Here is a 25013-nt window from a genome sequence, read left to right on the forward strand (position 1 = left end):
GGTCATGACCAGCAAAACCGCTATCCACTCCAATGCCTTCAACTTCCTCAGCTTCATGCAGAGCAGCGTCGATCCGCGCACCGGCCAGTACACCCTGTCCGTGAACCTGCCCGAACTCAAGAGCAACGCCCTGTGCGGCCCCGACCTGCCGCTGCGGCTGGACTTCAACCCGCTGAACATGATCGACAGCGGCTATGGCCTGGGCTGGAACCTCAACCTGTCGCAGTACGATCCGAACGACAGCATTCTCTCGCTGTACACCGGGGAGACGTTCAAGGTCACCGGCAGCGGAGAAGAACCGGCGATCAAGGAACGCAAGCTGCTCAGCTTCCGCTTCTTCGTCGACGACGAGAACACCTGTCGCATCGTGCACAAGAGCGGCCTGGTCGAAGTGCTGAAGACCGTCGGCAGCGGAGCGCAGCGGGTCGCCTTGCCGCAGCGCATTTACGCCCCCAGCGGCCATCGCCTGGACCTGGAGTACACCTCATTCAATGGCCACCAGCGCCTGAGCCGGGTCAGCGACCAGCACGGCGAACTGCTGCGTGTGCTGCGCGAAACCTCGGCGCTGAAGATCCTCACCGCGCCCTTCGAGGACAGGCCGGGCAAGCGTGTGCTGATGGACATGAACGCCGGGCTGGTGCGCGAGATCGTCCTGCCCAGCGCGGACCTGGCCTCCTGGCGCCTGCGCTACGACACCATCCGCGGCATCACCTGCCTGGTCGAAGTGCAGACCCCGGTGGGCGGGCGCGAGACCATCGATTACAAGGACCCGGGGCATCCGTTTCCCGGCAGCACCCCGCGGCCCAATCTGCCGCGGGTCAGTCATCATCGCCTCGAACCCGGCTTCGGCCAGCCGCCGATGGACGTGGACTACGAGTACTCGGTCGCCAACTTCCTCGGCAATGGCTCGGCCATCGAGTACCAGGTCGATGGCCTGGATCAGCTGTACAAGATCGACCACACCTACGTGTACGACAGCACCGCCTTTCACCAGGTGGACGGTGTGGCGGTGCGCAGTGTCAAGCGCGTGTACAACCGTTTCCATCTGCTGATCGAGGAAACCACCCAGCAGAACCGCTTCATTCGGCGGACGCTGAACACCTACCACGCCGAAAACGTGAACTTCGACCAGCAGCCGAAGCAGTTCCAGTTGCCCAGGCGCGTGGAGACCCGCTGGGAGCTGGCCGATGACGCCAGCCGCTGGCGCAGCGAGGCGCTCGAGACCGGCTTCGACGAGCACGGCAACCTGATCCTGGAAATCGATGCCAGCGGTATCGCCACCCGCCACACCTACTACGCGGTGGACGGCGAGGAGGGCTGCCCCGCGGACCCCGACGGTTTTGTCCGCAGCCTCAAGGAAACCAGCGTGACCCCGGCGCCGGGCGGCGAGGGCGAGGCGCCGGTGCTGGTCACCGGCTTTCACTACGAGGCCTTCGCGCCCCTCGATGGCATGCCGGTCAAGCCCTGGCTGGGCAATACCCGGGAGTCGCTGTCCGAGGGCGGCCGAATGCTCAGCCTGGTGCAGCGCGAGTATGTGCTGACCCCCGGCGATGCCAGTCACCATGGTCGTCTGTACCGTGAAATCGAGACCTTCAATGGCATTCCCCGGGTCAGGGCGTTCACCTATGAGCTTGCGCCCGGTGAAGGCGTGCTGCGCACCGTGGAAACCCTCAGGGCCGTCGACGGTACCTGCAAGTCCACCACCCTGGAGCACTCCCTGGTGCTCGGCGAAGCGGTGCTGACCCGCGACGACAACGATGTGGAGATCCGCTACGCCTATGACGACCTGCGCCGGGTGGTCAGCGAGACCGTGGCGCCCGGCACGCCGTTCGCCGCCTCGCGTTTCTACAGCTATTCGCTGACCCGCCTGCACGGCCAGCAGGCCAGCCAGGAGATGGTCGACGTCAAGAACGTGCACACCCGCACCTGGGTCGACGGCCTCAATCGCGCGGTGCGCGAGGAGCGCGAGGATGTCGATGGCGGCACCCGGGCCTGGCGCGATATCTGGAGCGGGCAGTTCGATGCGCTCGGGCAGCAGATCGGCGAAATCGAATACGACTGGCTCGGTCCGGACACCCTGGCGCTGCCGCGCAGCATCGCCTATGACGACTGGGGCCAGCAGTGCTGCGTGACCGGCCCCGACGGGGTGGCGCTGCACGAGGAGACCGACCCGATCGGCACCCCGGCCTCCAACGGCCCGATCCTGCGTGTCTGGAAACAGGCCGCCGCTGCGTCTGCGCTGCGCGGCGGCGAGACCGTCACCTGGCTCAACCGCTTCGACAAGCCTGCGCGCGTCGAGCGCTTCGATCTCGCCGGTGATCGCGTCAGCCTGCACGAATACCGCTACGACGGGCTGGGCCGCACCCACAGTGAAACCGATGCCCGCGACCTCTACACCGAATACCGCTACGACGTGTTCTCGCGCCTGATCGAGACGCAGCTGCCGGGCGGTGCCGTGGTCACCCGCGGTTACGTCGAGCACGCCGCCGACGACCTGCCGACCCACATCAGCGTGGACGGCAAGCTGCTCGGCGAGCAGACCTTCGACGGCCTGCTGCGCATGAGCAGCTCGACCACCGGCGGGCGTCTGCGCCTCTACACCTACGATCCCGGGCAGACCCAGCCATCGTGCGTCACCACGCCGGCGGGCAAGCGCATTCTCTACGAGTACCAGCCGCAACTGGGCGACGAACCCTCGCTGCGCCAGGTGGTCGGCGAAGCAGCCAGCGAATACGACTACGACCACCAGAATGCCCGCCTGACGTTCTGCCATGAGCCGGGTGATGAACTGCACCGCGACTATTTCAGCACCGGCGAGCTGAAAAGCGAGACGCGCACGCACAACGGCCAGTACTACGAAATGCACTACAGCTACAGCCTGCGTGGGCGCCAGCTGACCTATACCGATGTGCTCGGGCAGCTCCAGGAATACCACTACGACGGTTTCGGGCGGCTGCACATTACCGAACTGGGCAGCACCCGCACCGAACTGTGCTACGACGATCTGGGGCGGCTGCGCAGCATCGATACCGAGGACCAGGACCAGCGCGTGCACACCCTCATCGACTACGACGAGTTCGACCGCGAGGTCCTGCGCACCTTCGAGTTCGGCCAGGTCACCCAGTACCTGAGCCAGACCTACAACGAGGTCGATGCCCTGGCCACCCGTACCCTGCAGGAGGGCGACGAGCTGCTGCGCGCGGAAACCTACCAGTACGACGCGCGCGGCCGCTTGTACAACTACGGTTGCAGCGGCAGCCATCCGCCCGTGGATGCCTACGGTCAGGTCATCGTCAACCAGCTGTTCCTGTTCGACGGGCTGGACAACATGACCCGGGTGATCACCCAGTCGCCGCAGGCAACCAACCGCGCCGACTATCACTACGACAATCCCGTCGACCCCGCGCAACTGACCAGCATCACCAACAACACCGCGGCCTACCCCGGGACGATCCTCCTGGAGTACGACGACGACGGCAATCTGACCCGCGACGAACAGGGCCGCCAGCTCACCTACGACGCCCTCGGGCGCCTGCTCACGGTCAGCGACAGCGCTGGCGCGCAGGCGGGCAGCTACCGCTACGACCCGCTGGACCGCCTCGCCAGCCTGTCCGATGCGCAGGGCACCGGGCGGCGTTTCTACCGCGAGGACGAGCTGGCCAGCCTGGTCCAGGGCTCGGGCGGCACGACCTTCATGCGCGCGGCGGGCAACCTGCTGGCCGAACGGCAGAGCGGCCTGGCGACCCCGGCCGAGGGGGACGGAGGGCCTGTGCAGTAAGCCCGGATGGCCCCCGCGCTACCTGTCAGTTCTGTCAGTACCCGGCGTTTCGCCCCGGGTATTAAATGGTCCGCAAGCGTTCGGCGCCACGCTGCTCGTGGTCAGCGTGGCGGGCGCGCCAACGGTCTCGAAGAGGATGCACGACATGACGGATTCACAGCAGCAAGACAGGGTGGCGCAGGCTCGTGCGCGCTTTCATGAAGACCAGCTCCGGCGCCGTGCCGAGCCGCGGATGCTGGCACCGCTGGAGCTGGAGGCGGGCGCGATCGTCGATGTCGACGGTACCCTGCACAAGGATTTCCTGCGCAACGACCTGGTGGTGACCATCCAGGAGTGGGACCTGCCGCTCAGTCCGGGGCTCACCGATACCCTGTACCTGGAATGGGCGCGCGGTCACGCGCCGCAGGAAAGCGATTTCATCGAGATCGCCAGCCTGGAAATCACCGCGCCGGTCGCCGACGGCACCTTCCCCCTGAAGAGCCTGAAGATCCCCGTCGACCTGCTGCAGGTGGACGGGCCCTACACCCTGCGCTACTGGGTGTTTCGCTACAACCACGAGTCAGACTATTCGCCGCCGCTGCGTATCGTCTGCGATGGCACCCGGCCCTGGTTCGACGAGCGTCCGCCGGCGCTGCTGCTGCCCGAGGTGCCGATCACCGATCAGTACCTGGCCGAGCATCCGCAGGGCGTGGTCGCCACGCTCCCGGCCTATGCCGACCGCCAGCCCGGCGATGTGGTGACCTACCGCTGGATCGCCATGCCGTTGCCCGAGAACCCCGCCGACGTGCCCATCGCCGGCAGCGCGCCGGTGACCGGCGAGCCTGCGCAGATCACCTTTTCCGCCGACACCGTGCGCGCGCAGGGCGACGGTGGCTGCGTGGTGTTCTACGAACTGATGGACAAGGCCACCAACCTCAGTCGCCTGTCGTACTACACCTCGGTGGGCGTGGCCCTCGGACCGTTGCCCACTGGCCTGCTGCCGCCGCAGGTGCCACAGGCGGAGGGCGACAACCTGGTCGACCTGGTCGATGCCCGCCTCGGGGTCGTGGTACGGATTCCCGCGTTCCAGAACGCCAAGGCCAGCGATCGCATCGAGGTGACCTGGGGCCGCACCGTGCTGTACGCCGAGGAAATCGGATCGTCCCCGGTGCTCCCCGTGCAGGTGTCGGTGCCGGTCTCGGTGCTGCGCAGCGAGTACGCCGATGCCCAGGGGCCGCTGCCGACCAACGTCAGCTACCGGATCCTGCGCGGCACGGTGCCCTTCGTCGCGCCGGCGATTTCCGTCGACGTGGACTTCTCGGTGATCGGCCCGCCGCGTCCCGAGCCCGACCCGGACTGGCCGGACCCGATCAACCCGCAGCTGGACATCCTGCAGACCCGCGGCAAGGTCTCGGGCAACCTCGATCACCTGACCCGTGCCGATGCCGGGCAGGACGCCGAGCAGAGCTTCCTCGCCTGGGCGCCGCTCAATCCCGGCGAGATCGTCGAGTTCTACTGGAACAACGTGCCGGTACCCGAGGCGCGCTTCATCGTCGAGGTCGGCATGGCGCCGGGCGATACCATCGCCGTGGAGATTCCCTGGTCCTATATCGAGGAGGCCGGCAACAACGCGCAGGTCCCGGTGCATTACCGCATTGGTGCGCCTGGTTCGAACAACTGGCAGCATTCGCCGACCGCGTACGTCAACGTCGAAGCGATCATCCTCACCCCCGCCGCGCCGGCGTTCCTCGGCCTCAGCCAGCCGCTGGGCTGGTTGACCTGCCGCTCGCTGTACGACCTCGACGAGCCCAACGAACTGGACCCGTCGGTGCGCGTGCAGGTCCCCGACCTGAGCCGCTACCTCAGCGATGGTGATCAGCTGACCCTGACCTGGACCCCGTGGAACCGTATCAGCGGCGGTGAGGTCATCGAGCACGCGATCAAGACCGAGACCATCACCCTGGGCGGCGCGAACCCGGTGACAGGATTCGTCTGGCGCGTGCAGCCGTATGCGACCTACATCCTGCCGACCTACAACCCCGAAGGCGGTAGCCGCGATGGCCGGGCACAGGTGGTCTACGCCTTCCAGATGGGCGACGAAACCGTGACCTCGCTGGCTGTCGAAGCGGTCGTTTCGATGCACAACGCCTCGGGCTCGTGCCCGATTCCGCCCCCCGCGAACTGACCGCGGACAGACAGCCCCGTGTTCGACCGATCACGGGGCTGTCGAATTAACCGTCGGCCTTATAAGGCCATTCCTACATATTCTTAGGTTTCGCATCTGTAGTCTCGCCGCCGTTTCACGGTGAGCCGTTTGTCTGTCGGCACGGGTTGACCGTGGTCACTTCCAGCCAGACGAGAGAACCCCACAGATGACTGCCACGCCCCGCTTTCGCATGCGCCCCCTGGCCCGTGTGCTGAAACTCATGTCCTTCGCCCCGCTGATCCTGCTCGCGGACCACGCCCAGGGTCGCGAGCAGATCATCGACGAAAACACACCGCTGAAAAGCTACCGGATCGCCGACGGCGCGACGCTGATCTCGAACGGCGCCAGTACCCTGGACATCCGTGCCGGGCGGGGCTCGATGCTCGACCTCACGGCCACGACCGTCACCGCCACCGGTGCCCGGGCAGGGGTGACGCTGCTCGGCGGCGAGGCGCGGATCGGCGGTGGCAGCCTGATCACCAGCGAGCGCCAGGGCCTGGTCCTGGGGCGTACCGGCAGCACCGGCTCCAGCGCCTGGGTCGAGGGCAGTACCGTCATCGGCGCGACCGTCGGCGCCGGGGTCAGCACCCACAGCAACCTGCACCTGCAGGGCAGCCAGGTCATCGGCAGCGGTGACGGCAGCCTCGGCGTCGAACTGTTCGGCGGCACCCTCACCGCCAGCGCCAGCCAGATCAGCGGCGCCAGCCACGGCCTGTACCTGCGCCCCGACGACCATCTGCCGGGCACCACCGCCAAGGTGATCCTCGACGGCACCCGGGTCGAAGGCCGCGACGGCGCGGCGATCGTGGTCGGCGCGGCCTTCACCAGCGCCAGCGGCGATATCGAAGTGCGCAATGGCTCGACCCTGGTCGGCGGCGATGGCGTGCTGATCCAGGCCCAGGCCGGATCCAGCGCCAGCGTGCGCATCGACGACAGTCACCTGGACGGCGATATCGTCGCCGAGGAGGGCGCGGCACTGCGCCTTGTCCTGCAGAACCAGGCGACCCTCAGCGGGCAGTTGCACAACGTCGCGCACCTGGCGCTGAACAGCCAGGCGCAATGGAACCTGGTCGCCGACAGCGAGGTCGCCGAGCTGGCCATGGACGGTGGTTCGATCCGCTTCGGCGAGGCGCAGGACTTCCACCGGCTGACCCTGGGCAACCTCTCCGGCAACGGTCACTTCATCATGGACGCCGACTTTGCCACGGGGCAGACCGACTTTCTCGAGATCACCGGCAGCGCCAGCGGCAACCACAGCGTGCTGGTGGGCAGCAGCGGTGCCGATCCGGTGGTCGACGGGCAATTGCACCTGATCCACGCCGCCGCCGGCGACGCGGGATTTGCCCTGGTCAACGGCGAGGTGGACCTCGGCACCTTCTCCTATGACCTGGTGCAGGACGGCAACGACTGGTACCTGGACGCCTCGCTGAAGACCCTCAGTCCCGCCACCCAGAGCGTGCTCGGTCTGTTCAATGCCGCGCCGACGGTGTGGTACGGCGAGCTGTCGTCGCTGCGCAGTCGCATGGGCGAGCTGCGTCTGAATGGCGCCCAGGCCGGTGGCTGGGTGCGCAGCTACGGCAACAAGTACCGGGTCGGCAACGGCTCCGGGGCGGCCTACGAGCAGGTCCAGCACGGCGTTTCCCTCGGTGCCGACGCGCCGCTGCCGTTCGGCGACGGGCAATGGCTGGTGGGGCTGATGGCGGGTCACAGCCGCTCGGAGCTGAGCCTGCGCCGTGGTTCCTCGGGCAGCGTCGACAGCTACTACGCGGGGGCCTATGCCACCTGGCTGGACCCGCGCAGCGGTTACTACTTCGATGGCGTGCTCAAGTTCAACCGCCTGCAGAATGCCTCGACGGTGATGCTCAGCGACGGCCAGCGCACCGAGGGCGACTACGCCACCCATGCCCTGGGCAGCTCGCTGGAATTCGGCCGGCATCTGGCCCTGGACGACGGCTGGTTCGTCGAACCCTATACCCAACTGGCGGCGCTGGTCGTGCAGGGCCAGACCTACGCCCTGGACAACGGCCTGCAGGCCGATGGCGAGCGCACCCGCTCCCTGCTCGGCAAGGTGGGCAGCAGCCTCGGGCGCACCTTCGAGCTGGGCGCGGGGCGCAAGGTCCAGCCCTATGTGCGCCTGGCCTATGCCCATGAGTTCGCCACGGACAACGCGGTGCGGGTCAACGACAACGTCTTCGCCAATGACCTCTCAGGCTCGCGCGGCGAGGTCGGGGCCGGTGTCGCCGTGGCGCTGGTGCGCGGCCTGCAGTTGCACGCCGACTTCGACTACAGCCATGGCCAGGCCATCGAGCAGCCCTGGGGTGCCAACCTCGGTCTGCGCTACGACTGGTAGCACCGTCCGACCTGATAGTTCTGTCAGTTACCTCGGCGCGGCACTTGCCGTTAAATGAAGCTCGTCACCCGTTTGCCGAGGAGCTTCGCGATGCCCAGCCCACTCACCGATGGCCAGGCCCTGCTTGACCCGCCGCGCATCGACGCGCTGCTCGACGACATCGAAGGCGGCGACAGCAACCTGCTGCCGCGGGAGGCCTGGCAGGTCCCGTTGCGCATCGACTTTCCCATGTGGAACAACTCCGCACCGGCGCCGGGCTTTCCCGAGCGCCTGGTGCTGCTGTGGAACGGTACCGCCATCGGCGAGCGCACCTGGACCGCGCCGGTGCAGCCCGACGAGCTGTTTCTCAAGGTCGAGCCGCACTGGCTGAGCGAGGGTGTGCACACCCTGGTCTACGAGGTGACCATCTACAACGGCGAGGGCGCCACCTCGTGGCCGTTGCCCATCACCATCGACAAGACCGCGCCTGAACTGGGCGGCGACCACGGCCGCCTGCTGTTTCCCGTGCGGGTGATCCATGAGGGCATCACCGCCCGCTACCTCGAGGAACATGAGGACCAGGTGCTTGCCGAAGTGCCGGCCTACCATCGCCCCGTGCCGGGGGATCTGCTCGACTGGTACTGGGACGTCGAGCCCTTCGAGTTCAATCACGCCGGCACGCGCATGCTCACCCAGGACGATCTGGGGCAGCCGCTGCACCTGGTGTTCGACGGCGTGATGATCCGTGCCCGCGGCGACGGTCCGCGCTACGTCCATTACCGGATCTCGGACCGCTCGGGCAACCCCAGTGCGCAGGCGCGTCCGGTGACGGTGACGGTCGACGCCACGCCGGTGCCGCGGGAGCTGCGCTGGCTCGATGTGGAAAAAGCCGTGGGCACTGGCGCGCGGATCGATCTCGACCCCCTCGAAGTGGGCAACGGCACCGTGGCGATACTGGACAGCGAAGTGACCATCCATCCGCAGGAGCGGGTCTGGGTGCAGTGGGGCGCGCCCGGCAGCGCGGGGGCGTTGCGCGCCTTGCTCGATACCGGCGGCGGGCCGCGCCTGTGCGTGATACCGGCGCGGCACATCGCGCCCTACATGGGCAAGACGCTGCCGCTCTATTACGAAGTCGTCGATGCCGAGCAGTCCTGGCGCTCGGCGCTGCGCGAGGTGCGGGTGGCGATGGTCAGCGGGGGCTTCCCGACGATCCAGTGCTGGCAGGTCAGCGGCAATCTGCTGCGCCTGAGTGATGTCCCGGCCAGCGGCGCGCGGCTGTTCCTCCAGCCGTGGTTCATGATCGATACCGGGCAGATGATCAACATCACCGTGAATGGCCTCGGCAGTGTCGGGCAACCCCTGCAGTGGCGGGTGCTGTACCAGCATCGGGTGACCGCCATGGAAGTCTTCAACGGCATCGGTGCCAGTGGCGGCGTGGTGATTCCGCTCGCCTTCCTGCAGCAACTGCGGCGCAACAACGTGTTCAGGGTTGCGGTGCATGTCAGCTTCGATGGCGGAGAAACCTGGCCGCCGGAGCCAGCGCCGAATTTTCCCGAACTGGCGCCGGTCCTGGTGGATTGAACGCGAGGGCTGGATTCAGGACAGTTCGATCAGGCCCTGCGACAGCGCCTTGAGCAGCGCCGCGCTGCGCGAGGTGACGCCGAACTTTCGGCGGATATTGCAGAAGTGAAAGTTCACCGCCGACTCGCTGCACTGCAGGATGTGCGCGATTTCCCAGGAGGTCTTGCCCGCGGCGCTCCATTGCAGAACGACTTTCTCTCGCAAGGTCAGCCTGATCGAAGAGGGGCAAGCGGACGGCGCATGGGATAGGGCGTGGGCGGCGAAGGACTGGCCAGCGGCGGCCGTCTGGGACTGGAACATGGGCGTGGCTCCTGAAGTCTGGTCTGTGCGGATCGCTGTTCGAGCGACCCATTCGAGGAGGTACGCAGACACTTATATGCTTCTTTGCCCGGCTTGAAACCTGACAAAAATATCAGTTCGCCGTGCTCGCTACCTGGCGGTTCTGCCAGTTTGATCAGCGCGCGCGCTGGCTTATGGTGAGTGAACCCGCCCCTGGAGAACGAGCATGCAGACGGACTCTTCCAGCGCTTCGCGCTCATTGCTGCTGGCCGTCGATCGACACGCCAGCCCGTTGCTGGAGACGAGCGACGGACAGCTGCGCAGGCAGGTCTTTTCCCCGTATGGCGGCCGTGCCACGGTGCCGGGGGAGGGTGCTGCGCTGGGTTTCAATGGCGAGTACCTGGAGCGCAGCGGTGTCTACCTGCTGGGCAGCTATCGCGCCTACAGCCCGGCCTTGCGGCGCTTCTGCCAGCCGGACAACCTCAGCCCGTTCGCCGCGGGAGGGCTCAATGCCTATGCCTATTGCCTGGGGGATCCGGTCAATTACACCGACCCGGACGGGCAGGTGCCCTGGTCCACTATCTCCCTGTTGTCTGCGGTGTTCGCCGGGGCATCGCTGACAGGCGCGATTGTCAGCAAAGGGCAGATGCGCCAGGTGTTCATTGCTCTCACGGTCATCACGTCATTCATGATGGTCGGTTCGGGTGGCGCCGCACTGGCCAAGCATCTGAACAGGCGCAACCAGATCGGCGCGCCCCCGTCCGCCTCTCCCAGCCCGCCGCCAGTCCGCTTTCAGGACGGGACCGTGTGGTTGGGACGCAGCCCGCCGCCGCCTTATCGTGGCCGCTCCGAAACGCCACCGCCTTATCGTGAGCGCTCCGAAACGCCAGCGTCTTATCGCGCCACTTCCGATTCGCTACCCCCCTATCCCCATTCCGATAGTGACCTTGCATCGCTTTCCTCGTTTCGCTCCCGAGAATCTGTCACAAGTGGCGGCTACGGCAGCTCCGCATCGAGTTATGCGTCCTATGCCAGCGACGGGCCGACGACCACGCCACCTTTGGGTAGTCGTGCGGCAGCGATTCGCTCACAGAACAGGGACGCATGGCTACGCCAGCAACGCGAGCGCCGGCAGGGGCGCAGGTTCTCCTGAGCGGTGTCGCCCTGTACATGGAGAAAATCATGCAGATCGATGGCTCCACCTCCGCCCGCGCGCTGCTGCTGGCGGTCGACAGGCACAACACGCCAGTGCTCGAAGTCAATGGGCGGAGCACGGTCGTGCAGAGGTTTTCGGTCTATGGTTGGCGCGCCGCCGGACAGGAGGTTGCCGGCACCCTGGGTTTCAACGGGGAGTACCGGGAACGCAGCGGCGTCTACCTGCTGGGCAGCTATCGGACCTACAGCCCGTTGTCGCGACGCTTCCACCAGCCGGACAGCTTGAGCCCCTTCGGTGTCGGTGGCAGCAATGCCTATGCCTACTGCCGGGGCGATCCGGTCAATCACATCGACCCCGACGGGCACAGCCCCCTGGCCTACATCGCCCTTGGTTTCGGCGTGCTTTCGGCGGCATCGATGGTGGGCGCCGTGCTGCGTGAAGGCCGCGCGCGTGAAGCACTGATCACGATAGCCGCGGTCACCGGCGCCATCGCCGGTGGGGTGGCACTGTACTGGCGCCTTGCCGGAGGCACTCCTCGCGTTCAAGCACCTGCCCAGGGGCAGCAAGGATCGCCACGGGGCGTGGACCTTGCCAGGCGTGAGAGTTGGCCGCCAGCCTATTCGCGGACCCCGCCGCCGGGACATGCCGTGTCCCCGCCGGCCTATTCGCCGCCGAGCCGCCGTGAAAGCCTGGACAACTTCGGTCGCAGCCCTGTGGGCTCGATCCGCTCCGTTACAGGCCATAGGGGGCCTGGCTCCACCGGTGTACCCGGCAATTCCGGGGTAAACGACATTCGCCGGCGTTCGATCTAGGAGGCCCTCGACGGGGCGACACGGCGCGGCCTACTGATATTTTTGTCAGTTGTTGCATCTGCGGCCGCTTGCTAGCGTGAGGCCTACACAGCGGTCATGTCCCAGGAGACGCCATCATGACTGGACGCAACGAAGGACCCGCCTGCTCGGCCGATCTGCGGCAGGTGCTGGATGAGGTCAATCTGAACTACGGCCTGGATTTTTCCGAGTTCCAGGTCCTGCACGATGCCGCCGACGAACGCCTCGACGCCCTGGTGCGGCGCTACGGCAATCGTCGCGAATCGCAGTCGTTGCAGCAGTTCCAGTTGGCCTGCGACCAGATGGCGAAGATGCTCCAGGTGTCCTGCCTGGCCATGCAGCGTGCGCATCTGAACGAGCAGGAGCGCTACCAGGTGCGCGAAGCCTATGAGTTCCAGGTGGCCTATATCCAGGCCTGCCTGCAACGCTCGTTCGAAGGCTTCTGAGCGCCAGGGGCGCAGCAGCAGGGCGCTTTGGCCCATTCCTGACCGGAGTGCCACCGTCGATGTCCGTTCCGGACATTGCCCACCCTCCGACGGTTGCGGACAATCGATGTCAGTTTTTTCCGCATCAGGCCGTCAGTCATGTCGCAACAGATCTTCTTCGCTCACGCCAACGGCTTCCCCTCGGCCACCTACGGCAAGCTCTTCGCCGGGCTGGCGCCGGATTACCAGGTCAGGCACCTGCCGCAGCACGCCCATGATCCGCGCTTTCCCGTGGGTGACAACTGGCTGCTGCTGGTGGACGAGCTGATCCACCATCTGGAGCAGCAGGCCGAGCCGGTCTGGGGCGTCGGTCATTCCCTCGGCGGTGTCCTGCATCTGCACGCGGCGCTGCGTTGTCCGCAGCTGTACCGCGGCGTGGTGATGCTCGACTCGCCGGTACTGACCCTCGCCGACCAGTGGCTGATCAGGCTGGCCAAGCGCTGGGGCTTCATCGATCGCATCACCCCGGCCGGGCGCACCGAGGGGCGCCGCGAGACCTTCGCCGACCTCGACCAGGCCCGTGCCTACTTCGCCGGCAAGTCGCTGTTCCGCGCCTTCGATCCGGAGTGCCTGGAAGCCTATCTGCAGCATGGCCTGAAGCAGGAGGGCGAGGGCTGGCGCCTGCGTTTCGATCCGGCCATCGAGATGCAGATCTATCGCAGCATCCCGCACACTCGCCCGGGCCGTCCCGGCCAGCTGAAAGTGCCGCTGGCCATGGTCCGCGGCAGCGACAGCCGGATCGTTCGCGCCCATCACGCCCAGGCGGTGCGACGCATGCCGCTGGGGGAAAACCACAGTGTCGCCGGCGGCCACATGTTCCCGCTGGAGCGTCCGGACGACACCGCGCGGCTGATCCGTACCGTGTTCCAGCGCTGGGAGGGACGGCAGGCATGAGTCATCAGGTCGAAGAAGTGCGTCTGGACCTCGGTCATATCGAACTGGCCGCGCATCTGTACGGGCCGCCGGACGGGCGTCCGGTCATTGCCCTGCATGGCTGGCTGGACAACGCCAACAGCTTCGCGCGCCTGGCGCCGAAACTGCACGGCCTGCGCATCGTCGCCCTGGATTTCGCCGGGCACGGCTATTCCGGGCATCGTCCGCCGGGGGCCGGCTATGCCCTGGCGGACTACGCCCACGATGTCCTGCGGGTCGCCGAGCAACTGGGCTGGGAGCGTTTCTCCCTGCTCGGGCATTCGCTGGGGGCGATCGTTTCGGTGATTCTCGCCGGCAGTCTGCCGGAGCGTGTCGTGCGCCTGGCGCTGATCGACGGGGTGATTCCACCGGGCGCGGCGGCGCAGGACGCCGCCGAGCGCATGGGCATGGCCCTGGAGGCGCAGCTGCGTCACGAGAGCAAGCGCAAGTCGGTGTATGCCGAACTGGAGCGGGCGGTGGAAGCGCGCATGAAAGGCATGGTCGCGGTCACCAGCGAGGCCGCCGAGTTGCTGGCCCAGCGTGGCCTGGTGCCGGTTCCCGGCGGTTTCAGCTGGCGCAGCGACAGCCGCCTGACCCTGCCGTCGCCGCTGCGCATGAGCGAAGAGCAGGCCTTGAGCTTCGTCCGGCGCATCACCTGCCCGACCACCCTGGTGGTGGCCGACGACGGCATGCTGGCGCGCAACACGACCCTGCTGGAGCAGCTACCCTTCACGCTGGAACATTTGCCCGGTGGCCATCACCTGCACGTGAACGACGAAACCGGCGCAATGCTTGTTGCAGACTGTTTCAATCGCTTCTTTGCCATTCCTTGACTTGTATCGGGCAACTGTCGAGGCTTGGCGGGTTTTGATCAGGGAGACAATCATGACCCAGCACGACAGCCGCCCCCTTCCTTCTGGCCACGCCGGTCGCGCCGGCGAGGTTCGCCGATGAGTGCCGTCCAGTCCGTTCTTGCCGGTCTGTTGCTGATCGCCGGTGCCGCTCATGCTGCCGGCGATCTGCCGATTCCGCAGGATGCCAAGGTGTTCGACCAGCAGCCGGCGAAGGAGCAGGAGCGCGTCTACCCGCTGGGCGCGCTGCGCAAGATCAGCGGCCAGTTGCGCATGGAAGGCAAGATCGAAAGCCGTGGCCAGGTCAGTTCGACCACCTGGCAGCTGCCGCCGGAGCGCGCTGCCGCCGAGGCCTTCGGCCTTGCCCGCGAAGCGCTGCAGGCCGATGGTGGCTACCCGTTGTTCTGGTGTGAGAAGCGCGACTGCGGCGAAAGCAGCCTGTGGGCCAACGAAATCTTCCGCAACGCCCGCCTGTACGGCTCGGACGAGGACCAGGCGTTCATCCTCCTGCGCCGCAGCGGCGACGACCATGACACCCTGGTCGCGCTGTATGCCATCACCCGCGGCAACAAGCGCGCCTACCTGCACGTCGAGCAGTTCGAGGCCAACCAGCCCCTCGGCGAACTGCTGCCGACCCCGGCCACGGTGCTGCGCGAGCTGCGCAGCACCGGCAAGCTCGACTACCCGGATCTGGACGGCGAGCCGCCGGCGACCTGGGTAGCGCTGCTGGCGCGCAGCCTGAACCTGGACAGCAGCCTGCGGGTCAGCCTGACCGGGGCCAAGGCGCCGCTGTGGAGCGAGCAGTTGAGTGCGGCGGGTGTGCGGGCGGCGCGGCTGGAGACGGGTGACAAGCCGGCTGCGGGCCTGCATGTCGAACTGATTCGTTAGGAGTGCGCTGCCATCCTCGTAGGAGCGTGGCTTGCCCGCGAAGGACCGCAGCGCGGTCCCCGGATTGCCAATGTGAGCAGGGACCGCTTTGCGGTCCTTCGCGGGCAAGCCACGCTCCTACGAGGATGGCAGCAGGTTTGTCTGTTCTTGTTCCGTGAAAGAGGCCCCCATGCTCAACAACGATCGCCTGCTGGTGCAGATCCTTCTGCTGGCGCTACTGGGCGCCGCCCTCTGGGTCATGGCGCCGTTCATTTCCGCGCTGCTCTGGGGCGCGATCCTGGCGTATGCCAGCTGGCCGCTGATGCGTCTGGTGACGCGCCTGTGCGGCGGTCGCGAGACCCTCGCGGCGAGCCTGCTCACCACCCTCTGGCTGATCCTTGTGGCATTGCCGCTGGTCTGGCTGGGCTTCAACCTGGCCGACCATGTGCGCGACGCCACCGCGTTCATCCGCGACGTCCAGGTCGACGGCCTGCCGGACCCGCCGACCTGGCTGGGCAGCATCCCGTTCCTGGGCGAGCGTCTGGTCGGCTACTGGAACACCATCGACCAGCAGGGCGCGGCCTTGCTGACCACGGTCAAACCGTACCTCGGCCAGGTCGGCAACTGGCTGCTGGCGCGCAGCGCGCAGATTGGCAGCGGCATCGTCGAGCTGATCCTCAGCCTGGTCTTCGTGTTCTTCTTCTACCGTGACGGCCCCCGGCTGGCGGCCTTCGTCCTGCGCCTGCTGGAACGCCTGATCGGCGAGCGCGGCCAGCATTACCTCGACCTGGTTGCCGGCACCGTTCAGCGGGTGGTCAATGGCGTGATCGGTACCGCCGCGGCCCAGGGCCTGCTGGCCCTGATCGGTTTCCTCATCGCCGGGGTGCCGGGGGCGCTGGTCCTCGGCCTGGTCACCTTCATGCTCAGCCTGATTCCCATGGGTCCGCCGCTGGCGTGGATTCCCGCCACCGCCTGGCTGGCCTGGAAGGGCGACTACGGCATGGCGATCTTCCTCGGCATCTGGGGCACTTTCATCATCAGTGGCGTGGACAACGTGCTCAAACCCTACCTGATCAGCCGTGGCGGTGACCTGCCGCTGGTGATCGTCCTGCTCGGGGTGTTCGGCGGCCTGCTGGCGTTCGGCTTCATCGGCCTGTTCATCGGCCCGACCCTGCTGGCGGTGGGCTACAGCCTGCTGGTGGACTGGTCGAACCACGACACCCCGGCCAGCCGCGCTTAATCCAGCTCCAGCTTGGCCTCGATGCGATCCAGGTGCAGGTGCATCAGGCGCAGCGCGGCCTCGCTGTCACCGTCCTCCAGGGCATCCACCAGCGCCGCGTGTTCTTCCCAGGCGCAATGCTCGCAGCCGTGCTGTTCGTACTTGGCGATGATCAGCGAGGTCATCGGCACCAGGCCGTTGAGAAAACGGGTCAGCGGCGCGTTGTCGGCGATCTCCGCCAGCTTCAGGTGAAACTCGCCGCCGAGGCGGATCGCCGTGCAGCGCTGGCCCTGTTCATGGCTCAGGCGCTCGCGGGCGATCAGCTCGCGCAACTGGCGCAACTGCCCGGGGCGCGAGCGCCGCGCGGCCAGCTCGATCAGGGTGGTTTCCGCCAGGCGCCGGGCACTCAGCACCTGGCGCGCCTGCTGCGGGTCCGGCGCCGCCAGGCGCGCGGTATGGGCCGGGCGCTGGACGATCACCTGCTGGTCCGACAGTCGCCCCAGCACCCGGCGGATCACCGTGCGACTGACGCCGAAGGCCTGGCCGAGGGCCAGTTCGGTCAGGGGCGTGCCGGGTGTCAGGCGCTGTTCGAGGATCGCGTCGAACAGCTGCGGATAGATGTCCTCCGCGGACATCCGGCGTGCACCGCCGGCCATGAGGAAGGGCAGGGACGTGTTCATGCTCGCACTCCTGGAATTCAACGACCCGGCTGTTCGTCCGGGATCTTCAGTTCGATACCCATGCGCCGGCCTTCCTGCAGGATGTGCCGGCGCATCTGCGCGCTGGCCTGGGCGCTGTCCTTGTTGCGGATGGCGCGGACCACCGCCTCGTTCTCCTCCAGCCGCGCAGCCAGGTGCTCCGGGGACTTGCGCAGCACCTGGGCGCTCTGCTTGAGGGCATTGCTGGTCTGCTGCACCACGCTCTGGAAGATCGGGTTGGAGGTCAGGGCGAACAGCGCTTCGTGGAAGGCGATGTAGGCATTGACCCCGGCCTCGGCATCGTCGGCATCGAGGGCTTCGCGCATGTCCATCAGGGTCAGGCGCAACTGGCCGGTTTCCTGGTTGCTGATGGACTGCGCCACCAGCCCGACGATGAAGGGTTCGAGGGTGTAGCGCAGTTGCAGGACATCCTCCAGGCTGGCCTCGGCCACCGCGGCCGGGACCAGCGTCGGCTCGGCGCTGTCGGCGTCGAGCACCAGCACGCCCTTGCCGGGCATGGAGCGGACCAGGCCGAGGGTTTCCAGCACGGTCACCGCTTCGCGCAGGCTCGGCCGGCTGATGCCCAGTTGCTCGGCCAGCTCGCGCTGGCCCGGGAGCATCTCGCCGGAGCGCCACTGTCCGCGGGCCAGGGCCTGGCGCAGTTTCTCGACCACGCCGTTCACTACTGTCGATGAGGTGATCACATGTTGCTCCGTGAGAGGTCAGTCATGCCTTAGAATTCCTGCTGATGGGCCGACTTGCGCGCCTGGAAGCCGTAGCCCTGCTTGCCGCTGAGCACGTTGTGCGCGCGGTCGAGATCGATGTCCTTCTCCCAGCGGGCGATGGCCACGGTGGCCACGCAGTTGCCGATCAGGTTGGTGAGGGCGCGGCCGATGCCCATGAACCAGTCCACCGCCAGCACCAGGACCAGGCCCACCACGGGGATCGCCGGAATCGCGGTGAGGGTCGCGGCGAGGATCACCAGCGCCGAGCCGGGGATCCCGTGGGCGCCCTTGGAGGTCACCAGCGACACCAGGAGGATGGTCAGCAGGTCGGTCATGGCCAGCGGCGTGCCGGTAGCGTTGGCGATGAACACGATGGCCAGGGTCAGGTAGATGGAGAAGCCGTCGAGGTTAAAGGAATAGCCGGTGGGAATCACCAGGCCGACCGTGGAACTGCCGATACCCAGGTGTTCGAGCTTGCGCATGATCTGCGGCAGTACCGCGTCGGACGAGGCAGTGCCGAGGACGATGGTCAGCTCTTCGCGCAGGTACTTGAGCAGGGGCAGCAGCTTGAGCCCGGACAGGCGCATCACCAGGCCGAGGATCACCAGCACGAAACCGGCGCAGGTCAGGTAGAACAGCGCCACCAGGCCGCCCAGGTGCTGCAGCGAATCGAGGCCGTACTTGCTGGTGGTGAAGGCGATGGCGCCGAACACGCCGATCGGCGCCAGGCGCACGATCATGCCCATGATGCGGAAGATCACATGGCTCAGTTCGTTGATCAGCCGCGAGATGCCCGAGGCCGACTCGCCCACCAGGTTCAGCGCACTGCCGAACAGCACGGAGAACAGCAGGACCTGGAGGATGTTGTTGTCGGCGAAGGCCCCGACCACCGAGGTGGGGATCAGCTCCATGAGGAACGCGGCGGTGCCGTGCAGGTGCTGGCCGCGCTCGGCGAGGGCGCCGGCTTCGCTGCTGGACAGCTGCTCCAGATGGATGTTGGCACCGCTGCCGATGCCGGTGCTGAAGGCGAACACCAGGCCCAGGATCAGGGCGATGGTGGTCAGGACTTCGAAGTAGATCACCGATTTCAGGCCGATGCGCCCGACTTTCTTCAGGTCGCCGGCACCGGAAATGCCGCTGACCACCACGCAGAACACGATCAGGCCGATCAGCATCTTGATCAGCTTGATGAAGCCGTCACCCAGGGGTTTGAGTTGCAGGGAAAGGTCGGGAAAGCTCAGGCCACAGGCGATGCCGAGCATCAGGCCGAGCACTACTTGGAGGAAGATCGAACGCGAGCACCATTTGAGCATGGGAGGGATCTCTGGTCGGTGTCCTGGCTGCCGTGAATGGCGCGTCGGACTTAATTATTGTGGTCTTACCGGTATGTCCAGTGCGGGGCCAGTGTGCGCCGGATTTTTCCACTCCGCAAGGGTCTGGCCGATAATTGGTTTTACCGGTCTGACCAGTCAAGACGTAGCTGGCGTGTTCATCGAGGGGCCGCGAACCATTTCGTCGCGGTGTTTGCGCCTACGGCTCGGACAGGGCCTGGTCGACGGCGGCGATCAGTTTGCGCAGGTCCTGGCGCGGGGCCTTGTGGATGACCCCGAACAGGTAGGCGCGCTGTTCGTCTTCGCTGTCGAGGTCGGTGAAAAAGGCGGTGAGGCGGACGCCCAGAATGCGGGCAAATACGAACAGCGCTTCGACACTGGGGGTATAGGTACCGGTTTCGAAGCGGCTTATGGTCTTGGGGTCGAAGCCGGCTTTTTCGCCGAGTTCGGCTTGGGTGAGCCCGGCAACCTTGCGATAGCGTCTGATGGCTGACCCCAAACTTGAAATTTCCATCGCTCAATTCCCTTTTAGAATCAAGAACTTAACGATAAATAATTTTATAGGACAACCTCCGGTGCCATCACCTTGCATTGCAAAAGGTGATGCTTCTCGTAGAATTTGTGCCCTGGACAGGTTTTCCCGCAGCGGGTTTCGCAGAGATCAACCCGTGTTTTTCCTGCGGCTCATGGAGCTTTATCGTGCGTCTCGACTTGCCAATTACTACGATGGAACGGACATTTCCGAGTGGGGTGGGGCATGGATGAAACCTACCGCACGGCGGTGGACGCCGCCGCCATTTTCTCCGAGACCGACCTCAGCGGTCGCATCACCTACGTCAACGACCGATTCTGCAGCGTTTCCGGCTACAGCCGCGAGGAGCTGCTGGGTGCCGACCACCGCATTCTCAATTCAGGCCAGCACGAGCCGGAAGTGTTCAGCGAGATGTGGCGCACCCTGACGTCCGGTCAGGTGTGGAAGGGCGAATTGTGCAACCGCGCCAAGGACGGTTCGCTGTACTGGGTCGACAGCACCATCGTGCCGTTGTTCGACAGCGAGACGGGCAAAGTGCGCAAGTACGCCTCGATTCGTTTCGACGTCACCCACAAGCGCCAGTTGCTGCATACCCTGCAATGGCGGGTCGGGCATGACATGCTCACCGGCCTGCCCAATCGTTCCTGCCTCGGCGAATTGCTCGACGAAGCCGTGCAGCGCGCCCGCGCGACCAAGACCCGGCTGGCGGTGTGCATGCTCGACCTGGACGGCTTCAAGGCGGTCAACGATGGCTACGGCCATGCCAGCGGCGACCTGCTGCTGGTGGAAGTGGCGCGGCGCCTGAAGCGCTTTCTCGGTGCCGGCGATGCTGTGGCGCGGCTGTCCGGCGACGAGTTCGTGATGATCCTCGGCGACCTCCAGGGGCCACCGTGCCTGCAGGACATTCTCGAGCGCGTGCTGCGCTCGATCGCCGTGCCCTGCGTGATTCGCGGGCGCTCCATCAGCGTCAGCGCGAGCATCGGCGTGACCCAGTTCCCCAGCGACAACGACGACGCCGATACCCTGCTGCGGCATGCCGACCAGGCCATGTACCTGGCCAAGCAGCGCGGGCGCAATCGCTATCACCTGTTCGACGTATCGCTGGACAAGGAGGTCAAGGCCACGCACCAGACCGTCGAGCAGGTGCGCCATGCCCTGCACCATGGCGACCTGGCGCTGTACTACCAGCCCAAGGTCAACATGCGCAGCGGCGCGGTGGTGGGTTTCGAGGCGCTGCTGCGCTGGAATCACCCGCTGCGCGGGGTGGTCCCGCCGGGGGATTTCCTGCCGCTGGTGGAGCGCACCGACCTGATTGTCGATATCGGCGAATGGGTGATCGACCGTGCGCTGGCGCAGATGCAGCAGTGGCAGGCCATGGGCTGTTCCTGGCCGGTCAGCGTCAACATCGCCGCGCGGCATTTCCAGCGCGACGACTTCGTCGCGCGCCTGCAGCGCCTGCTGGCGCGGCATGCCACGGTGGCGCCGGACATGCTCGACCTGGAGATCGTCGAATCGGTGGCGATCGAGAACATCCAGCGGGTCGGCGATTGCCTGGAGGCCTGCCAGCGCCTCGGTGTGCGCTTCTCGCTGGATGATTTCGGCACTGGCTATTCGTCGCTGAGCTACCTCAAGCGCCTGCCGACCCAGACCATGAAGATCGACAAGTCCTTCATCCAGGACATCCTCCACGACCAGGACGACCTGGCCCTGACCCGCGCGGTGATCGGCCTGGCCCAGGCCTTCGGCCGCCAGGTGATCGCCGAGGGGGTGGAGACCGTGGCCCATGGCGAACTGCTGATGGATCTGGGCTGCGACATTGCCCAGGGCTACGGCATCTCGCGGCCGATGCCGGCGGGGCAGGTGGTGGAGTGGGTGGCGCGCTTCGAGCAGCCGCGGGAATGGCGGGTGAAGGCATGAGGCGAGATTTGGCACTGTAGGAGCTGGCTTGCCTGCGAAGGACCGCGTAGCGGTCCCGGATCCTGATCTACAGCCAGGCAAATGGCCTTTCCCCGCTGCAGAATGGGAACCGGGACCGCGCCGCGGTCCTTCGCAGGCAAGCCAGCTCCTACAGCTGCGGCGCGGTGTTCTTCACCATCGCCAGCTCCGGATGTGCCACCAGCTTGTCGATATGCAGTTCGTCATTGTTCATCCAGGTCTCGGTCAGCACCCGGTAATGCTCCATGTCGCGGCAGCTCATGCGCAGGCTGTAGTCGAAGTACCCGCTGATCAGCTGGCACTCGAATACCTGCGGACAGGCCCGCACACCCGCAGGGCTACGGCATCTCGCGGCCGCGCTTCGAACAGCCGCGGGAATGGCGGGTGAAGGCATGAGGCGAGATTTGGCACTGTAGGAGCTGGCTTGCCTGCGAAGGACCGCGTAGCGGTCCCGGGTCCTGATCTACAGCCAGGCAAATGGCCGTTCCCCGGCTGCAGAATGGGAACCGGGACCGCGCCGCGGTCCTTCGCAGGCAAGCCAGCTCCTACAGCTGCGGCGCGGTGTTCTTCACCACCGCCAGCTCCGGATGCGCCACCAGCTTGTCGATATGCAGTTCGTCATTGTTCATCCAGGTCTCGGTCAGCACCCGGTAATGCTCCATGTCGCGGCAGCGCATGCGCAGGCTGTAGTCGAAGTGCCCGCTGATCAGCTGGCACTCGAACACCTGCGGGCAGGCCCGTACACAGGCCTCGAAGGCCTTCTGCGCGGAACGCCCGCTCTGGTTCGACAACGCCACCAGGACCAGCAGCGACAACCCCGGCGAGACCATCTGCACATCGATGATCGCCCCGTAACCGCGGATCACCCCGCGCCTCTCCAGCTTGCGCACCCGCTCCAGGCAGGGCCTGGGGGTCAGGTGCACCAGTGACGAGAGCTTCTCGTAGGTGATGCGCCCGTTATGGCGCAGCACGTCGATGATCGCTTCGTCGATGCGGTCCAGCGGCGGCGTGGCGTGGGGGGAGTTGGCCTTGGTATCCATGGTGGCGATGTTTCACTTCAAGCGGTTGGAAAGAAATTGCTGCAGGCGCTGGCTCTGCGGCTGATCGAGAATGCTCGCGCTTCCCTGTTCCTCGACCAGCCCCTGATGCAGGAACAGCACCTGGCTGGACACCTGACGGGCAAAGCCCATCTCGTGGGTGACCATGAGCATGGTACGACCTTCCTCGGCCAGCGTCTGTATCACCTTGAGGACTTCTCCTACCAGCTCTGGGTCAAGGGCTGACGTCGGTTCGTCGAACAGGATGATCTCCGGTTCCATCGCCAGGGCCCGGGCGATCGCCACCCGCTGCTGTTGGCCGCCGGAGAGGAACGCCGGGTACTGCTCGGCGGCGCGCGCCGGCAGGCCGACCTTGTCCAGGTAGGTGCGCGCCCGTGCCTCGGCTTCCTGCTGGCTGACCCCGAGCACCCGGCGTGGCGCCAGGGTGATGTTTTCCAGCACGGTCATGTGGCTCCACAGGTTGAAGTGCTGGAACACCATGGCCAGGCGCGTGCGCAGGTTCTGCAGTTGCGCCGGGTGCGGGCCGCGGCCCTGGCGCATCTCGATGGTCTGGCCGTCGAGGGTGATGGCGCCGGCGTCCGGCTGTTCGAGGAAGTTGATGCAGCGCAGCATGGTGCTCTTGCCCGAGCCGCTGGCGCCGATCAGGCTGATCACGTCGCCCTTGCGCGCCTGCAGCGAGACGCCCTTGAGGACCTGGTGATCGCCGTAGCTCTTGTGCAGCGAGTCCACCGTCAGCTTGATCGCGGCGCTGCTGGCGGCGGCCACGGGCTCGGCGGTGAAGGTGGATTGAATCGACAAGGCGTGTGCGGAAGTGGTCATGGGTCAGCCTCGGGAAGGAACGAGAAAACGCATCCAGCGTCGTTCGGCCAGGCGAAACAGCCCGACCAGCGCGAAGGACAGCAGCATGTACAGGAGCGCGGCGATACCGAAGGCCTGGAAGGTCAGGAAGGTCGCGGCGTTGGCGTCGCGGGCCACCTTGAGGATGTCGGCGATGGTCGCGGTGAAGGCCAGTGAGGTGGCGTGCAGCATCAGGATCAGTTCGTTGCTGTAGGCCGGCAGGGAGCGCCGCAGCGCCGCCGGCAGGATCACGAACAGGTCGAGCTTCCAGCCATGCAGGCCATAGGCCTGGGCCGCCTCGACCTCGCCATGGGGGATGTTGCGGATGGCGCCGGCGAAGATCTCCACGGTGTAGGCGCAGGTGTTGAGAACGAACGCCAGCAGGGTGCAGTTCAGGGCGTTGCGGAAGAAGCGGTCGAGCAGCTCGTGGTCGCGTATCACTTCCAGGCCATAGAGGCCGGTGTAGCAGATCAGCAACTGGATATACAGCGGGGTGCCGCGGAACAGGTACGTATAGAACTCCACCGGCCAGCGCAGCCAGGGCTTGCGCGATACCCGCGCCAGCGCCAGGGGCAGCGAGAGGAAGAACCCGGCGACCATGGTGACGACGAACAGCCACAGGGTCATCGCCAACCCGGAAAGCCCGGCGCCATCGTGGTAGAGGTAGGCCAGGCCGTATTCCTGGATCAGTTCGATCATGATGTCAGCCCTTTGATGCCGGTGTTGAAGCGTCGCTCAAGGCGCTTGAACAGGCGGTTGGAGAGGGTGGTGATGAGCAGGTAGACCAGCCCGGCGATGATCAGGAAATACAGGACGTTGCTGGTGCTCTTGCCGGCGTTCTGCGCGGCCTTGACCAGGTCGGCCAGGCCGATGATCGAGACCAGCGCGGTGGACTTGAGCAGCACCAGCCAGTTGTTGCCCAGCCCCGGCAGGGCAAAGCGCATCAGTTGCGGGAACAGCACCAGGCGAAAGCGCTGCAGGCGGCTCAGGCCATAGGCGGTGGCTGCTTCGAGCTGGCCGGCGGGCACGCTGAGGATGGCGCCGCGGAAGTTCTCGGTGAAGTAGGCGCCATAGATGAAGCCGAGGGTCAGCACGCCGGCGGCGAACGGATCGATCTCGAAGTAGCCCCAGCCCATCCACTCGGTGAAGTCGTTGAGCCAGATCTGGAAGGTGTAGAAGATCAGCAGGATCAGGACCAGGTCCGGGACGCTGCGGATCAGGGTGGTGTAGAGGGTGGCGGGCAGGCGCAGCAGGCGCAGCGGCGAGAGCTTGGCGCTGGCGCCGATCAGGCCCAGCAGCAGGCTCAAGGCCAGGGACAGCAGCGCCAGCTTGACGGTCATCCAGGTGCCTTGCGCCAACAGCGGGCCGAAGCCCTGCAGGCTCAGGGCCTGCAAGCCGACAGAGTGAAGGAAGTCGTTCACGGGA

The 25013-nt window shown here is 66.1% G+C and carries 21 protein-coding genes and 1 pseudogene; 12 read left to right on the forward strand and 10 right to left on the reverse strand.

The window, feature by feature from the left end; translation table 11 throughout:
• Positions 1-4 precede the first annotated feature (4 nt).
• The 4 genes from RTI28_RS02135 (at position 5) to RTI28_RS02150 (ending at position 9873) form a co-directional block, all read left to right on the forward strand.
• On the forward strand, positions 5-3778 hold the full coding sequence (locus tag RTI28_RS02135; protein WP_316918907.1) for a sugar-binding protein: 3774 nt from the start codon (positions 5-7) through the stop codon (positions 3776-3778).
• A 145-nt stretch (positions 3779-3923) separates the two neighbouring features.
• The gene (locus tag RTI28_RS02140; protein ID WP_316918908.1) at positions 3924-5942 is read left to right on the forward strand and encodes a hypothetical protein; all 2019 of its coding nucleotides are present in this window, start codon (positions 3924-3926) and stop codon (positions 5940-5942) included.
• A gap of 187 nt (positions 5943-6129) precedes the next feature.
• The gene (locus RTI28_RS02145; RefSeq protein ID WP_316918909.1) at positions 6130-8313 is read left to right on the forward strand and encodes an autotransporter outer membrane beta-barrel domain-containing protein; all 2184 of its coding nucleotides are present in this window, start codon (positions 6130-6132) and stop codon (positions 8311-8313) included.
• 90 nt (positions 8314-8403) lie between these two features.
• Positions 8404-9873 (forward strand): hypothetical protein, encoded by a 1470-nt coding sequence (locus tag RTI28_RS02150; RefSeq protein WP_316918910.1) that lies wholly within the window; start codon positions 8404-8406, stop codon positions 9871-9873.
• Positions 9874-9888: 15 nt separating this feature from the next.
• On the opposite strand, the gene RTI28_RS02155 is transcribed toward RTI28_RS02150, so the two are convergent.
• Positions 9889-10173 (reverse strand): LuxR family transcriptional regulator, encoded by a 285-nt coding sequence (locus tag RTI28_RS02155; RefSeq protein WP_316918911.1) that lies wholly within the window; start codon positions 10171-10173, stop codon positions 9889-9891.
• A gap of 205 nt (positions 10174-10378) precedes the next feature.
• Between RTI28_RS02155 and RTI28_RS02160 the strand changes: the two genes are divergently transcribed.
• The 7 genes from RTI28_RS02160 (at position 10379) to RTI28_RS02190 (ending at position 16493) form a co-directional block, all read left to right on the forward strand.
• Positions 10379-11305, forward strand: coding sequence for an RHS repeat-associated core domain-containing protein (locus RTI28_RS02160; protein WP_316918912.1), 927 nt, complete (start codon positions 10379-10381; stop codon positions 11303-11305).
• A gap of 29 nt (positions 11306-11334) precedes the next feature.
• Entirely contained in the window at positions 11335-12120 is a 786-nt protein-coding gene (locus RTI28_RS02165) for an RHS repeat-associated core domain-containing protein (RefSeq protein ID WP_316918913.1), read from the forward strand.
• Positions 12121-12236: 116 nt separating this feature from the next.
• Entirely contained in the window at positions 12237-12584 is a 348-nt protein-coding gene (locus RTI28_RS02170; RefSeq protein ID WP_316918914.1) for a hypothetical protein, read from the forward strand.
• A 138-nt stretch (positions 12585-12722) separates the two neighbouring features.
• Positions 12723-13517, forward strand: a complete 795-nt coding sequence (locus RTI28_RS02175) for an alpha/beta hydrolase (protein ID WP_316918915.1) — start codon at positions 12723-12725, stop codon at positions 13515-13517.
• Positions 13514-14368, forward strand: a complete 855-nt coding sequence (locus RTI28_RS02180) for an alpha/beta fold hydrolase (protein WP_316918916.1) — start codon at positions 13514-13516, stop codon at positions 14366-14368. The genes RTI28_RS02175 and RTI28_RS02180 overlap by 4 nt, the downstream gene beginning before the upstream one ends.
• A gap of 117 nt (positions 14369-14485) precedes the next feature.
• The gene (locus tag RTI28_RS02185) at positions 14486-15274 is read left to right on the forward strand and encodes a DUF4892 domain-containing protein (RefSeq protein WP_316918917.1); all 789 of its coding nucleotides are present in this window, start codon (positions 14486-14488) and stop codon (positions 15272-15274) included.
• A 169-nt stretch (positions 15275-15443) separates the two neighbouring features.
• Complete coding sequence (locus RTI28_RS02190; RefSeq protein WP_316918918.1) at positions 15444-16493, forward strand: AI-2E family transporter; 1050 nt, start codon at positions 15444-15446, stop codon at positions 16491-16493.
• Here RTI28_RS02190 and RTI28_RS02195 read toward each other — a convergent pair.
• The 4 genes from RTI28_RS02195 to RTI28_RS02210 form a co-directional block, all read right to left on the reverse strand.
• Entirely contained in the window at positions 16490-17152 is a 663-nt protein-coding gene (locus RTI28_RS02195; protein WP_316918919.1) for a GntR family transcriptional regulator, read from the reverse strand. The two genes, RTI28_RS02190 and RTI28_RS02195, sit on opposite strands and share 4 nt — an antisense overlap.
• Before the next feature lie 17 nt (positions 17153-17169).
• Positions 17170-17874, reverse strand: a complete 705-nt coding sequence (locus tag RTI28_RS02200) for a FadR/GntR family transcriptional regulator (RefSeq protein ID WP_316918920.1) — start codon at positions 17872-17874, stop codon at positions 17170-17172.
• A 29-nt stretch (positions 17875-17903) separates the two neighbouring features.
• A complete protein-coding gene (locus tag RTI28_RS02205; RefSeq protein WP_316918921.1) occupies positions 17904-19208 on the reverse strand; it encodes a C4-dicarboxylate transporter DctA in 1305 nt (434 codons plus the stop codon).
• Positions 19209-19425: 217 nt separating this feature from the next.
• The gene (locus RTI28_RS02210) at positions 19426-19740 is read right to left on the reverse strand and encodes a helix-turn-helix domain-containing protein (RefSeq protein ID WP_042123449.1); all 315 of its coding nucleotides are present in this window, start codon (positions 19738-19740) and stop codon (positions 19426-19428) included.
• Positions 19741-19983: 243 nt separating this feature from the next.
• Between RTI28_RS02210 and RTI28_RS02215 the strand changes: the two genes are divergently transcribed.
• Positions 19984-21675 carry a putative bifunctional diguanylate cyclase/phosphodiesterase gene (locus tag RTI28_RS02215; RefSeq protein WP_316918922.1) on the forward strand — a complete coding sequence of 564 codons (1692 nt, stop codon included), beginning with the start codon at positions 19984-19986 and terminating at the stop codon, positions 21673-21675.
• Positions 21676-21823: 148 nt separating this feature from the next.
• Here the strand turns inward: RTI28_RS02215 and RTI28_RS02220 are convergent.
• From RTI28_RS02220 to RTI28_RS02240, 5 genes and pseudogenes are all read right to left on the reverse strand, one after another.
• A pseudogene (locus RTI28_RS02220) lies at positions 21824-22027 on the reverse strand (Lrp/AsnC ligand binding domain-containing protein); the annotation flags it as partial.
• 211 nt (positions 22028-22238) lie between these two features.
• Complete coding sequence (locus RTI28_RS02225; RefSeq protein ID WP_042126222.1) at positions 22239-22733, reverse strand: Lrp/AsnC family transcriptional regulator; 495 nt, start codon at positions 22731-22733, stop codon at positions 22239-22241.
• Positions 22734-22745: 12 nt separating this feature from the next.
• Positions 22746-23570 carry an ABC transporter ATP-binding protein gene (locus tag RTI28_RS02230; RefSeq protein ID WP_316918923.1) on the reverse strand — a complete coding sequence of 275 codons (825 nt, stop codon included), beginning with the start codon at positions 23568-23570 and terminating at the stop codon, positions 22746-22748.
• A gap of 3 nt (positions 23571-23573) precedes the next feature.
• Positions 23574-24287, reverse strand: coding sequence for an ABC transporter permease (locus tag RTI28_RS02235; protein ID WP_316918924.1), 714 nt, complete (start codon positions 24285-24287; stop codon positions 23574-23576).
• Positions 24284-25009, reverse strand: coding sequence for an ABC transporter permease subunit (locus RTI28_RS02240; RefSeq protein WP_316918925.1), 726 nt, complete (start codon positions 25007-25009; stop codon positions 24284-24286). Before RTI28_RS02240 ends, RTI28_RS02235 begins: the two co-directional genes overlap by 4 nt.
• Positions 25010-25013: the final 4 nt, after the last annotated feature.

This window comes from Pseudomonas sp. zfem002, from assembly GCF_032621685.1.
GTDB lineage: Bacteria > Pseudomonadota > Gammaproteobacteria > Pseudomonadales > Pseudomonadaceae > Aquipseudomonas > Aquipseudomonas japonica.